This window comes from Mycobacterium persicum (genome assembly GCF_002086915.1).
GTDB lineage: Bacteria > Actinomycetota > Actinomycetes > Mycobacteriales > Mycobacteriaceae > Mycobacterium > Mycobacterium persicum.
Genome location: NZ_MWQA01000001.1, coordinates 115,564 through 128,516, shown reverse-complemented (window position 1 = coordinate 128,516; position 12,953 = coordinate 115,564). Strand labels below are relative to the sequence as shown.

Genomic DNA, 12,953 nt, shown 5'->3' with positions numbered 1-12,953 from the left:
CATAAAAGTCTGTATTGCAACAGCTTTGATGCGACCCACGGCTGGCTCGGTACAGTTTCGGATCCGCCGGCAGCTGCGGTCCACCGTTCTATCGGCCCACCGGGCTCAGTCCTGCGCGGCTGGTTTCGAACTGTTGCCGACTCGACGGACAAAGTGTCACATCGAGACCGAACCCAGCACTTTCAGCAAACTACCAGCGATTAGCCAGTGTGACTACAGGGATAGCGTTCATCATTACCTCCGGCCCGGCGAGTGGGACGTCGTGGGGGCCGTCATTCGTGCGCCAACGACGGCGCTCGAAACCGAGCAGCAAGTCAACATTCGAAAGTGTTGCGGCCGCGAATGTTTGGCCTGGTGCCCGGTCAGGTGCGAGGGGGCTTTGGCGTTGGATTTCTCGGTGTTGCCGCCGGAGGTCAACTCCGGTCGGATGTACGCGGGCCCGGGGTCGGGGCCCTTGGTGGCAGCCGCCGTCGCCTGGGACGGGTTGGCGGCAGAGCTGAATTCGACGGCGGCGTCCTATCGGGCGGCGGTGTCGGAGTTGACGGATGGGCCGTGGGTGGGCCCGTCGTCGAGATCCATGGTTGCCGCCGTGGCGCCGTTTGTGTCGTGGATGAGCGTTACGGCCGCACAGGCGCAGCAGACCGCCGGTCAGCTCAAATCGGCCATCGCGGCCTACGAAACCGCGTTCACGGCCACCGTGCCGCCGCCGGAGATCGAGGTGAATCGGGCGTTGTTGGCGGCGCTGGTGGCCACGAACATTCTGGGCCAGAACACCCCGGCGATCATGGCCACCGAGGCGCAATACACCGAGATGTGGGCTCAGGACGCGGCGGCGATGTACGGCTACGCCGGTGCGTCAGCGGTGGCAACAGCGTTGACACCGTTCAACTCACCGCCACCGACGACCAACCCTGGCGGTACGGCCAGTCAAGCCGCCACGGTCTCGCAGGTCGCCGCCTCCGCGGCCGGCCCGAGCACCCAGTCCCAGCTGTCGCAGTTGGCGGCGGTGCCCAACGCGCTGCAAAGCCTCGCGTTGGGCGGAGGATCGTTCGATCCGGTTGCGCTGCTGGAGAACTTCCTCGGTACCGAGTTGGGCACCGACGTCAACACGTTCGCCATGAATGTGGGGAACTGGACGCTGGTCCTCAGCGGGTTCTTGTTCACGGCTTCTGGCATCACTCCCCTGTTGGGCGGTCTTTACGGGTTGGCACTACCCGCGGAAGCAGCGGCTGCGGCCGGGGTGGCCCCCGACGCCGGGCTGGGAGCGCTGCTGGGCTCCTATGACCCGGCTACGGGCGGGTCACTTCCGGCCAGTCCGGGCGGTGCCGGGGTATCGGCGGGCTTGGGCGAGGCGGCCACGGTCGGCAAGTTGTCGGTGCCGGCATCGTGGACTGCGTCCCCGGCGATCCGATTGGCCGCCGCAACGTCGCCAATCGCCAGCCTCGACGGCATACCCGGGGTCGAGACGGCCGGACCGGGAGGCTGCTACGGCGGCATTCCGCCGGTGGGCAGCGTTGTCAACGCGTCGCGCGGCGACCAGACCCGCCCTCGATCCGCCTCACGTACCAAGATGCTCCCACCGTGGGCTGTCGCGCAGCGCGCCGACGACCAGCTCCCGGGCCGCTCGGCACCGGCCCAACGCGGTATCTCCCAGGTGGCCAGCACGTTGAGCCAACGCGAACGTGACGAGCTCGACAAGTTGCGCAAGGAGATCGCCGAAGTGGCGATGGAGCGCGATGCGGCAGCCCGCCTGATCAAGGAGGCGATCTTGTGATCAGCCTCATGGATTTTGGCGGACTGCCGCCGGAGATCAATTCTGCCCGGATGTATGCGGGCCCGGGTGCGATGTCACTGGTGACGGCCGCCGGAACGTGGCAGGCGTTGGCGGCAGAGTTGGGGACGGCGGCGAGCTTGTATCGGACGGTGGTCGCAGAGCTGACCGGCGGGCCGTGGCTGGGTCCGTCATCGGGTGCGATGGCCGCGGCGGTGGCCCCATATGTGCTCTGGCTGACCACCACCGCCGCCCGGGCGCTGCAGACCGCGAGCCAGCTGGGATCCGCGGTGGCGGCCTACGAGGCGGCAGTTGCGGCCACGGTGCCCCCGCCGGCGATCGAGGTCAACCGGGCGTTGTTGGCGTCGCTCGTGGCCACCAATGTTCTGGGACAGAATGCGCCGGCGATCGCGGCCACCGAGGCGCAGTACTCAGAGATGTGGGCCCAGGATGCCGCGGCGATGTACGGCTATGCCGGCGCGTCGGCGGTGGCAACCAGGTTGACGCCGTTCACCGCACCCAAGCAGGACACGAACCCGGCCGGGACCGCGGCTCAGTCCACCGCGGTCAGCCAGGCAGCCGCCGCCGGGACCGGCGCCGGCACCCAGTCGGGGTTGTCGAGCGTGCCCGACATGCTGCAAACTCTGTCGGCGGGGACGTTTCCCGGATCGAATCTGTTGCTGGACTTCTTCAACAGTTATCCGATCCAGACGTTCAACTCCCTGAGCGGATCGACTGTCGGTTATCAGATCCTTTCCGAGGGACTGAACTTCGACGCCTCCGGGCTTTGCCTGACCCTTGCACCGGCGATCGCCGTGGCCTGGAATCCATTGATCGATTCGCTGACCGCGACCACGGCGTCGGACGTTTCTCCGCTGGCCGGGGACGGACTGGCGGGCGGGCTGGGTTCCACGCTGGTTGATTCGCATGGCTCGGGGGCGAGCGCCGGGGCGTCGGCCGGCCTGGGCCAGGCGATGTCGGTCGGCAAGCTGTCGGTCCCGCAGTCATGGGCCGGGTCCCCGGCGATCCGGCTCACCGCGAGCGCGTTGCCGACCGCCGCCCTCGACGGACTGCCGCAGGTCGCCGCGCCCGGCGGCTTCTACGGCATGCCCCCGATGGGCCCGGTGGCCAGCGTGGTCAACGCGCCACGGGGCGACCAGACGCGGCCTCGAGCCGGCTCACGTCAACCGGTGATCCCGGCCCTTGCCGGCGAGCCGGGGATGCGTGAGGATCCCGCGGCCCGGTGGGTCACGGCGAGCACCAGGGCCGACGAGGACGCCGCGGTCAGCGACCGCGATGAGCTCAACCAGCTGCGCAAAGCACTCGCCGACGTCTCTCGGCAGCGCGACGTACTCAAGCGCACGGCCGCGACATTGATCAAGGAGGCGAGGGACAAGTAGCACAGCCTGTCGCTTGTCGCGATTCGAGCGGCAAGGACGCAGCAGCACAACCGATTTGGCATATCGATGATGGGGAGTCCGTGCAGATGTTTTTCACGAAGCCACTGGCTGGGGGGCGAAGTTTGGACACCGATGTGGCGCTCGACGTAACCGGCCGAGTCACTCATGCCGCGCACAATGGCGCGGACCACCAGAAGGTCCATGCGGATAACACCGCCACGACATCCGGCAATATTCCGGAAGACGACGAGGACCTTGCCCAGCTCAAGGCGCTGGGGTTCCAGTCGGAGTTCCGCCGAGACATGAGCCCGTGGGCCAATTTCTCGCTCGGCTTCACCTACCTGTCGCCCGTGGTCGGCATCTATACGGTGTTCGCGTTCGCGTTGGCCACCGCCGGTCCGCCGATGATCTGGAGTCTGCTGATCGTCGGCGCCGGGCAGATGCTGGTCGTGCTGGTGTTCAGCGAAGTGGTGGCGCAATTCCCGGTGGCCGGTGGCGTCTACCCCTGGGCGCGACGGTTGTGGGGTCGCAAATGGGCATGGATGACCGGCTGGATCTACATGTTCTGCCTGTTGGCGCTGATCGCGGATGCGGCTTTCGGCGCCGGCCCGTATGTGGCGGCGATGTTCGGCTTCGCACCCACCGTTGAGGCCAAGATCTATTGCGGACTGGCCGTGTTGGCGGTGGCGACACTGATCAACCTGACCGGGACCAAAATTCTGGGTTACTTCGCCATCTTCGGCTTCTCCGCCGAGCTGATCGGCGCCCTGGTCGTCGGCGTCTGGCTGCTGGTCATGCACCGCCACCACGGGCTCGGCGTGCTCTTTCACAGTTTCGGTGCCGAAGGCAATCACAGTTTCCTGTATGCGTTCCTGGCTGCCGGCCTGATCGGTCTCTACCAGTTCTTCGGGTTCGAGGCGTGCGGAGACGTTGCCGAGGAGGTTCGCAATCCCGGAGTACAGATCCCCAAGGCGATGCGGCGCACCATCTACATCGGCGGGGCCGCGTCAACGTTCGTGTGCCTGAGCCTGATCCTGTCGGTCACCGACTTCGGCGCGGTGATCCGCGGCGAGGACACCAATCCGATCTCGACCGTTCTCGCCAGTGCCTTCGGCGATATCGGCTCCCGGATCGTGCTCGGCATCGTGTTGATCTCATTCGTATCGTGCGCACTGAGCCTGCAGGCCGCTGCCAGCCGCCTCATCTATTCCTATGGCCGCGACGGCATGATCGTCGGCTCGCGGCTGTTGGCACGGTTCGATCACAAACGACACGTGCCGCCGTACGCCCTGCTGGCCGCCGTCATCATCCCGGCATCGCTGATCATCGGCTCAATCGTCTCCGAACACCCGCTCAACAAGCTCATCAGCTTCGGCACCGTCGGGGTCTACCTCGGGTTCCAGATGGTCGTGCTGGCGGCCCTGCGCGCCAGACTGAAGGGCTGGGCGCCGTCCGGCAAGTACCGGCTGGGCCGCTGGGGAATGGCCGTCAACATCGGCGCCCTGGCCTACGGCGTCGCGGCGATCACCAACGTCTGCTGGCCGCGGACGCCCGAGGCGCCCTGGTACGACAACTACGTCGTACTGCTGATGTCGGGGGTCATCGTCAGCCTCGGCATCCTGTACATGATCTGCAGCCGGGCCTACGCCAACAGCGACGCCCCGCACGCTGACGCGATTCCGCGGCACCGCGAGATCGATCGGGCAGTCACAGCGAGGCCGGCAAGGCCGGCGGTGAAACATCACTAAAAGGTGAAACGCCGGACCTCGCGCGGTGTCGCGTCGACCCGTCGACACCGCGGCGACGCTGGGTTCAGGAGTCTGGCGACGGCTCCAGATTTTGCAGCCGCACCTGACCCCGGGCCACCACCCGATCGGTCTCGTCGGTGATGACGACCAACCACAGCTGTTGACGCCGGCCGCGATGCAATGGTTCGGCGGTGCCGTACACCATGCCCGACGTGATGGCATGCAGAAAATCGGTGTTGTTGTTGACGCCGACCACGCCCCCACCGCCGCGGGTACTGAGCCAGGTGAACGCCGCCACGCTGGCCATGCTCTCGATCATCGAGCAGTACACACCGCCGTGCACGAGGCCCATCGGCTGCAACAGCTCGGGTCTGACCTTCAGCTGCGCGCGTGCGCCGTCCGGGCTGAGTTCGGTGAATTGCAGACCCAGTTGATTGTCGAACGGCGCGGTGAACGTCGGCGGGCTGACACCTGTGTCCGGGTCGGGGTCAGATGGCACGTTCATGTGTCTACACCATCGGTATCGGCGGGTTCCCGCAGGTCTGCCGGCGCCATGGAACACCTCGGGGCGAACAACGGGCGAGCCCCGTGCACCAGCACGGGGCTCGCCGATCGAGTAGACCGGGGGTCACTGCAGCCCTCAGGACTCCGGCACGGTCATGTATTGCTCGACCACCCTTAGGATAGGCAAGGCTGCCCTAATTCTGCAAGCATCGAATGTGCCGAATTGCCTAAGGGTGTCGGAGGGTGTCGGAGGGTGCCGAACTCGGAGCCGGCGCTGACAGATGAATCAGGACCGCTTGGATACGACAGTCGGTAGTAAACCGGAGTACGCTTGGTGCAACGCTCAGGGAGAGAACGAACTATGGCCAAGCTGACGCGGTTGGGGGATCTGGAACGTGCAGTGATGGACCACCTGTGGTCCACGCCGGAACCCCAGACCGTCCGCCAGGTCCACGCAGCGTTGTCGGCGCGACGTGACCTTGCCTACACCACCGTCATGACCGTGCTGCAACGGTTAGCGAAAAAGAATCTGGTCTCACAGATCCGCGACGATCGGGCGCACCGCTACGCACCCGTGCACGGCCGCGACGAGTTGGTTGCCGGTCTGATGGTCGACGCGCTGGCCCAGGCCGAGGACTCCGGCAGCAGACACGCCGCACTAGTTCACTTCGTCGAGCGTGTCGGTGCCGACGAGGCCGACGCACTTCGTCGCGCCCTTGCCGAATTGGAAGCGGCACACCGCATTCCCCCATCTGCTGGCGCTCCGGCGGAGGACTGAGAGAGACTAGCAGCGTGTCCGCGCTGGCCTTCACCATCCTCGCGGTGCTGCTGGCTGGCCCGACACCAGCCTTGTTGGCACGAGCGACGTGGCCGCTGCGCGCCCCGCGGGCCGCGATGGTCCTCTGGCAAGCGATAGCACTGGCCGCGGCGCTCTCGGCGTTCAGCGCGGGCATCGCCATCGCCAGCCGGCTGCTCATGCCCGGCGCTGACGGGCGGCCTACGGCCGGTGTCCTCGACGCCCGAATCCGGCTCGGCTGGCCGTTGTGGGCGGCATATATCACCGTCTTCGCGCTGACTGTGCTGGTCGGGGCCCGGCTAATGGTTGCCATAGTTCGGGTGGCCATCGCCACTCGGCGCCGTCGGGCCCATCACCGTATGGTGGTCGATCTGGTTGGAGTAGGGCACGGCGCCGCGCTGGCCGAGCCTTGCGCGCGAACCCGGGATCTGCGCGTGCTCAACGTGGCGCAACCGCTTGCCTATTGTCTGCCCGGCGTCCGTAGCCGGGTAGTGGTCAGCGAGGGAACGCTGACGGCGCTGACCCACAAGGAAGTCGCCGCCATCCTCACCCACGAGCGGGCGCATCTGCGTGCCCGTCACGACCTGGTCCTGGAAGCATTCACCGCCGTGCACGCGGCATTTCCGCGGCTCGTCCGCAGCGCTAATGCGCTGCGTGCCGTGCAGCTACTGGTTGAACTGCTCGCCGACGACGCCGCGGTGCGCGCCGCCGGTCGCGCGGCGCTGGCCCGGGCACTGGTCGCCTGCGCCTCCTGCACAGCGCCGTCGGGCGCCCTGGCCGCCGGAGGCCCCAGCACGGTGGTACGGGTGCGGCGGCTGGCCGGACGCGGCAATAGCCGGGCGCTATCCGTGACCGCGTATCTGGCCGCGGCCGCGGTGCTGGTGGTGCCCACGGTCGCGCTGGCCGTCCCGTGGCTCACCGAGCTGCAGCGGCTGTTCGGCGTCTGACACAGGCCCAAACACCTTGGAAGACCGCGACCCCACTGTGCCACAGTGTGTCGGACCAGCCTTGCCGGACAGCTTCGGCAAGAATTCGCCAAACCTGACAGGCCCGACCGAAAGGCAGCACATGAGTTCGTCGGAATCGAGCACCGCCACCGCACAGATCGGCGTCACCGGCCTGGCGGTGATGGGTTCGAACATCGCCCGCAACTTCGCCCGGCACGGCTACACCGTGGCGCTGCACAACCGGTCCGTCGCCAAGACCGATGCGCTGCTGAAAGAGCACGGGTCGGAGGGAAACTTCGTCCGCAGTGAAACGATTACGGAGTTTCTGGCCGCACTGCAGACGCCCCGCCGGGTGCTGATCATGGTTAAGGCCGGTGACCCGACCGACGCCGTCATCAACGCGCTCGCCGACGCCATGGAGCCCGGCGACATCATCATCGACGGCGGAAACGCGCTCTACACCGACACCATTCGCCGGGAAAGGGCGATGCGAGAGCGCGGACTGCACTTCGTCGGCGCCGGGATCTCCGGCGGCGAAGAGGGCGCGCTGAACGGGCCGTCGATCATGCCCGGCGGGCCCGCGGAATCGTATGAATCGCTGGGACCGCTGCTCGAGGAGATCTCGGCGCACGTCGACGGCGTGCCGTGCTGTACCCACATCGGCCCCGATGGCTCCGGGCACTTCGTCAAGATGGTGCACAACGGCATCGAGTACTCCGACATGCAGCTGATCGGCGAGGCATACCAGCTGCTGCGCGACGGGCTGGGGCTGAGCGCACCGCGGATCGCCGAGGTGTTCACCGAGTGGAACAAGGGCGACCTGGACAGCTATCTGGTCGAGATCACGGCCGAGGTGTTGCGACACAACGACGCCAAGACCGGAAAGCCACTCGTCGATGTGATCCTCGACCAAGCCGAGCAGAAAGGCACCGGACGCTGGACCGTCAAGTCCGCCCTGGACCTGGGGGTGCCCGTGACCGGCATCGCCGAGGCGGTGTTCGCCCGTGCGCTATCGGGATCCGTGGAGCAGCGTGCGGCGACCCGCGGGTTGGCCTCCGGGCGGCTCGGTGACCGGCCGGCCGATCCCGACACCTTCACCGAGGACGTTCGACGGGCCTTGTACGCCTCCAAAATCGTGGCCTATGCGCAGGGCTTCAACCACATCCAGGCCGGCAGCGCCGAATACGGCTGGCAGATCTCCCCCGGCGACCTGGCCACCATTTGGCGGGGCGGCTGCATCATCCGGGCGAAGTTCCTCAACCGCATCAAGGAAGCCTTCGACGCCGAACCCAACCTGGCCAGTCTGCTCGTCGCGCCATATTTCCGCAGCGCCGTTGAGTCGGCTATCGACAGTTGGCGGCGCGTGGTGTCCACCGCGGCCCAGCTGGGTATTCCCACGCCCGGGTTCTCGTCGGCCCTGTCCTACTATGATGCGCTGCGCACCGAGCGGCTGCCTGCCGCCCTTACCCAGGCCCAGCGCGACTTTTTCGGCGCGCACACGTACGGGCGGATCGACGGACCGGGCAAGTTCCACACTTTGTGGGGCGCAGACCGCAGCGAGGTCCCGGCCTAGCCGGGCTGGAAGGGACTCAACCAAAGGCGAGCCATGAGGTTTCTGGACGGGCACCGGCCCGGATACGACCTGACCTATGACGACGTGTTCATCATGCCGAGCCGCTCGGAGGTGGCGTCGCGGTTCGACGTGGATCTGTCCACCGCCGACGGTTCGGGAACCACGATTCCGGTGGTGGTGGCCAACATGACGGCGGTGGCCGGGCGCCGGATGGCTGAGACCGTGGCTCGCCGCGGCGGCATCGTGATCCTGCCGCAGGACCTGCCCGTCCCGGCCGTGCAGCAGACCGTGCACTTCGTCAAGAGCCGTGATCTGGTGCTCGACACGCCGGTGACGCTGGCGCCCGACGACTCCGTGTCCGATGCGATGGCGCTGATCCACAAGCGGTCGCACGGAGTCGCCGTGGTTGTCTTCGAGGGCCGCCCCATCGGTTTAGTGAGTGAATCGTCCTGCCTGGGCGTGGACCGCTTCACTCGGGTGCGCGATATCGCCGCGGCGGACTTCGTGACGGCCCCGGTGGGCACCGAGCCGCGCAAGATCTTCGATCTGTTGGAGCACGCCCCCATCGATGTCGCGGTGGTCACCAGCGCCGATGGGACATTGGCGGGCGTGCTGACCCGTACCGGCGCGATCCGCGCCGGCATCTACACCCCGGCCACTGACGCCGGACGCCGACTTCGGATCGGTGCGGCCCTCGGCATCACCGGCGACGTGGCCGCCAAGGCTCGTGCCCTCGCCGAAACAGGGGTCGACGTGCTGGTGATCGACACCGCGCACGGGCACCAGCTCAAGGCGCTGGATGCGATAAGCGCGGTAGCGTCGCTGGAGTTGGGTGTGCCGCTGGCGGCCGGCAACGTGGTCTCGGCCGAGGGAACCCGCGAGCTGCTGGGCGCCGGGGCGAGCATCGTCAAGGTCGGCGTCGGCCCCGGTGCCATGTGCACGACTCGGATGATGACCGGCGTCGGCCGCCCGCAGTTCTCCGCCGTGGTCGAATGCGCTGCCGCGGCAAGGCAACTCGGTGGCCATGTGTGGGCCGACGGCGGAATCCGCCATCCGCGCGATGTCGCGCTGGCGCTCGCGGCCGGTGCGTCGAACGTGATGATCGGATCGTGGTTCGCCGGCACCTACGAGTCTCCGGGTGATCTGATGCGAGACCGCGAGGATCAGCCGTACAAGGAGAGCTACGGCATGGCGTCCAAACGGGCGGTGGTCGCCCGGACCACCACCGACAGCGCCTTCGACCGCGCCCGAAAGGCGCTGTTCGACGAAGGTATCTCGACGTCGCGGATGGGGCTCGACCCGGATCGCGGCGGTGTCGAGGATCTGATCGACCACATCACCTCTGGCGTGCGCAGCACGTGCACCTATGTCGGCGCCGCCAACCTGGCGGAGTTGCATGAGCGTGCGGTGATCGGTGTTCAGTCGGCGGCGGGCTTCGCCGAAGGCCATCCGTTGCCCACCGGCTGGTGAGTGCGGTCACCGGGTGGCGGGCACCGATTCGTGCCGAACGGTTTCGCTACGATATGGACTTCAGTCCCGCGACGCAGCGCCGCGGGATCGAGCGAAAGGGATGACGTGCCGCAGGCACCCGTCGAAGCCGTAGGCTTCGGGGGCGGGCCACGCCCGGCGTCGGAGCGGGCTGCGGCGACATCACGACCACCAGGCCGCCCATGATGTTCGCCGGCACCGTCGTCAGCATCGTCGCCATCTTGGCGCTGACCTTCGGCACCGCGGTGTTCGTAGCGGCCGAATTCTCGCTGACCGCGCTGGACCGCAGCACCGTCGATGCGAACGCCCGCGCTGGCGGCACCCGCGACCGGTTCATCCGGCGCGCGCATCGCCGGCTGTCATTCCAACTGTCCGGCGCACAATTGGGCATCTCCATCACCACTCTGACGACCGGTTACCTGACCGAACCCCTGGTGGGCGAGCTCCCGTACCCGGCACTCACCGCCATCGGAATCTCGGATCGGATGTCCGACGCAATCACGACGTTTCTGGCGCTGGTGATAGTGACATCGCTGTCGATGGTGTTCGGCGAATTGGTGCCCAAGTACCTGGCGGTGGCGCGTCCGCTGCGCACCGCACGCGCCGTCGTGCTTCCCCAATGGTTGTTTTCGGCGGTATTCACGCCGGCGATCCGGTTGACCAACGGAGCAGCGAACTGGATCATGCGTCAACTCGGGATCGAGCCGGCCGAAGAACTGCGCTCAGCGCGCACCCCGCAGGAGCTGGTGTCGCTCGTGCGTGCCTCGGCTCGCCGCGGCTCGTTGGACGACGCGACCGCATCGCTGATGCGCAGATCCCTGCAGTTCGGTGCCCTGACGGCAGAGGAGCTGATGACGCCGCGATCGAAGATCGTGGCGCTGCAGACCGACGACACCATCGCCGACATGGTCGCGGCCGTCGCGGCATCCGGTTTCTCGCGATTCCCGGTTGTCCGCGGCGACCTGGACGAGACGGTCGGCATCGTGCACGTCAAGCAAGCGTTCGAAGTCGCGTCGGCCGATCGGCCGCACACCCGGCTGACCGCTGTCGCCCAGCCGGTTGCGGTGGTCCCGTCGACCCTGGACGGCGATGCGGTGATGGCCGAGATTCGTGCCAATCCGTTGCAGACCGTGATGGTTGTCGACGAGTACGGCGGCACTGCGGGCATGGTCACTCTGGAGGACCTGATCGAAGAGATCGTCGGCGACGTCCGCGACGAACACGACGACGCGACACCCGATGTGGTCGCGGCCGGCACTGGATGGCGGGTATCGGGTCTGCTTCGTATCGACGAGGTGGCGATAGCCACCGGCTACCGCGCACCGGAGGGGCCCTACGAGACGATCGGGGGCTTGGTGCTGCGAGAACTCGGACATATCCCGGTGGCCGGCGAGTCGGTCGACCTTCCCGCCTTGGACCTGGACCATCTACCCGACGAATCGGTGTGCTGGCGCGCCAGGGTGGTGCACATGGACGGCCGCCGGATCGACTTGCTCGAGTTGACCGAACTGCGCGGTCACCGGCACGTCCATGGTGAACCCGGCGAAGAGCGGGGTAGCCGATGAATCCCATACTGGCCGTGGCGCTGACGTTCCTGCTGATCGGTGCCAACGCGTTTTTCGTCGGAGCGGAGTTCGCGCTGATCTCGGCCCGGCGTGACCGTCTGGAAGCGCTGGCCGAGCAGGGCCGGACAAGTGCGGTCACGGTGATACGGGCTGGCGAACAGCTCGCGCTGATGCTGACTGGTGCTCAGTTGGGTATCACGGTCTTCTCGATCCTGCTGGGCCGAATCGGCGAACCGGCGGTTGCCCAGTTATTGCACCCGCTACTGCACCTGGCAGGTATCCCTGACGCGCTGCTGCATCTGCTGTCTTTCGGGATCGCGCTATCGATCGTGGTGATGCTGCACGTGCTGCTCGGTGAGATGGTGCCGAAGAACATCGCCATCGCCGGACCCGAGAAGGCCGCGATGCTGCTTGTTCCGCCCTATCTGATCTATATGCGGGCCGCTCGCCCTTTTATCGCGCTCTACGACAAGTCCGCCAAAGCAATACTGCGTGCGCTCGGGGTGGAGCCCAAAGACGAACTCGACATCACGGTTTCCACGGTGGAGCTCTCGGAGATGATCGCCGAATCGGTCTCCGAAGGTTTGCTGGATCCCGAGGAGCACACCCGGCTGACCCGCGCACTGCGGATCCGCACCCGGGTGGTCGCCGATGTCGCGGTCCCGGTGTCCGACATTCGATCCGTGCCGGTGGCGGCGGCGGGATGGGGCCCGACGGTCGGCGCCGTCGAGCAGGCGCTGGCCCGGACCGGCTTCTCGCGGTTCCCGGTGGTGGATCGCGGCACATTCATCGGGTACGTGCACATCAAGGACGTGTTGGCGCTGGGCGAAGACGACCACACCGTGATCAAGGTGGACATGGTGCGTCCGCTGCCGCAGGTTCCCAAGGCACTGCCGTTGGCCGATGCCTTGTCGCGGATGCGTCGCAGCAACAGCCACCTGGCATTGGTAACTTCCGACGACGGCACCGTGGTCGGCATGGTGGCGCTCGAGGATCTGGTGGACGACTTGGTCGGCACCATGCGCGACCAGCGAAACCGCGACTGACCAGTTCGGCTGACCGGAACACGGACCCGGGACGATCGGCGGCCGAGCCGGCCGCCGCGCCCAGGCAGCGCGACAATGCCGCGAAAATGCCGCGAAAATGCCGCGAAAATGCGTT

10 protein-coding genes are annotated in these 12,953 nt (G+C 66.9%); 9 read left to right on the top strand and 1 reads right to left on the bottom strand.

Annotated elements, in window-relative coordinates:
• The first annotated feature begins 385 nt into the window (after positions 1–385).
• The 3 genes from B4U45_RS29750 to B4U45_RS00545 all read left to right on the top strand — a co-directional run bounded on the left by B4U45_RS29750 (position 386) and on the right by B4U45_RS00545 (position 4,919).
• On the top strand, positions 386–1,774 hold the full coding sequence (locus tag B4U45_RS29750; protein ID WP_082275357.1) for a PPE family protein: 1,389 nt from the start codon (positions 386–388) through the stop codon (positions 1,772–1,774).
• An 8-nt stretch (positions 1,775–1,782) separates the two neighbouring features.
• Positions 1,783–3,171, top strand: a complete 1,389-nt coding sequence (locus B4U45_RS29745; protein WP_082275358.1) for a PPE family protein — start codon at positions 1,783–1,785, stop codon at positions 3,169–3,171.
• 86 nt (positions 3,172–3,257) lie between these two features.
• Complete coding sequence (locus tag B4U45_RS00545) at positions 3,258–4,919, top strand: APC family permease (protein ID WP_082275354.1); 1,662 nt, start codon at positions 3,258–3,260, stop codon at positions 4,917–4,919.
• A gap of 64 nt (positions 4,920–4,983) precedes the next feature.
• Here B4U45_RS00545 and B4U45_RS00540 read toward each other — a convergent pair whose 3' ends face one another.
• Positions 4,984–5,424, bottom strand: coding sequence for a PaaI family thioesterase (locus B4U45_RS00540; protein WP_075546595.1), 441 nt, complete (start codon positions 5,422–5,424; stop codon positions 4,984–4,986).
• Between the two features lie 360 nt (positions 5,425–5,784).
• Here B4U45_RS00540 and B4U45_RS00535 point away from each other — a divergent pair, with 360 nt between their 5' ends.
• The 6 genes from B4U45_RS00535 to B4U45_RS00510 all read left to right on the top strand — a co-directional run bounded on the left by B4U45_RS00535 (position 5,785) and on the right by B4U45_RS00510 (position 12,838).
• Complete coding sequence (locus B4U45_RS00535) at positions 5,785–6,201, top strand: BlaI/MecI/CopY family transcriptional regulator (protein ID WP_075546596.1); 417 nt, start codon at positions 5,785–5,787, stop codon at positions 6,199–6,201.
• Between the two features lie 14 nt (positions 6,202–6,215).
• Positions 6,216–7,166, top strand: a complete 951-nt coding sequence (locus B4U45_RS00530) for a M56 family metallopeptidase (protein WP_075546597.1) — start codon at positions 6,216–6,218, stop codon at positions 7,164–7,166.
• 121 nt (positions 7,167–7,287) lie between these two features.
• Positions 7,288–8,739, top strand: coding sequence for an NADP-dependent phosphogluconate dehydrogenase (gene gndA / locus B4U45_RS00525; RefSeq protein ID WP_075546598.1), 1,452 nt, complete (start codon positions 7,288–7,290; stop codon positions 8,737–8,739).
• A gap of 33 nt (positions 8,740–8,772) precedes the next feature.
• The gene (locus tag B4U45_RS00520) at positions 8,773–10,209 is read left to right on the top strand and encodes a GuaB1 family IMP dehydrogenase-related protein (RefSeq protein WP_075546599.1); all 1,437 of its coding nucleotides are present in this window, start codon (positions 8,773–8,775) and stop codon (positions 10,207–10,209) included.
• A 200-nt stretch (positions 10,210–10,409) separates the two neighbouring features.
• Positions 10,410–11,792 carry a hemolysin family protein gene (locus B4U45_RS00515; RefSeq protein ID WP_075546600.1) on the top strand — a complete coding sequence of 461 codons (1,383 nt, stop codon included), beginning with the start codon at positions 10,410–10,412 and terminating at the stop codon, positions 11,790–11,792.
• Entirely contained in the window at positions 11,789–12,838 is a 1,050-nt protein-coding gene (locus B4U45_RS00510; protein WP_075546601.1) for a hemolysin family protein, read from the top strand. The genes B4U45_RS00515 and B4U45_RS00510 overlap by 4 nt, the downstream gene beginning before the upstream one ends.
• Positions 12,839–12,953 lie beyond the last annotated feature (115 nt).

Excerpts from the sequence above, each read along its gene's own strand:
- B4U45_RS29745 (WP_082275358.1), top strand. The coding sequence starts at position 1,783 with ATGGATTTTGGCGGACTGCCGCCGGAGATCAATTCTGCCCGGATGTAT.
- B4U45_RS00545 (WP_082275354.1), top strand. The coding sequence starts at position 3,258 with ATGTTTTTCACGAAGCCACTGGCTGGGGGGCGAAGTTTGGACACCGAT.
- B4U45_RS00540 (WP_075546595.1), bottom strand. The coding sequence starts at position 5,424 with ATGAACGTGCCATCTGACCCCGACCCGGACACAGGTGTCAGCCCGCCG.
- B4U45_RS00535 (WP_075546596.1), top strand. The coding sequence starts at position 5,785 with ATGGCCAAGCTGACGCGGTTGGGGGATCTGGAACGTGCAGTGATGGAC.
- gndA (WP_075546598.1), top strand. The coding sequence starts at position 7,288 with ATGAGTTCGTCGGAATCGAGCACCGCCACCGCACAGATCGGCGTCACC.
- B4U45_RS00520 (WP_075546599.1), top strand. The coding sequence starts at position 8,773 with ATGAGGTTTCTGGACGGGCACCGGCCCGGATACGACCTGACCTATGAC.
- B4U45_RS00515 (WP_075546600.1), top strand. The coding sequence starts at position 10,410 with ATGATGTTCGCCGGCACCGTCGTCAGCATCGTCGCCATCTTGGCGCTG.
- B4U45_RS00510 (WP_075546601.1), top strand. The coding sequence starts at position 11,789 with ATGAATCCCATACTGGCCGTGGCGCTGACGTTCCTGCTGATCGGTGCC.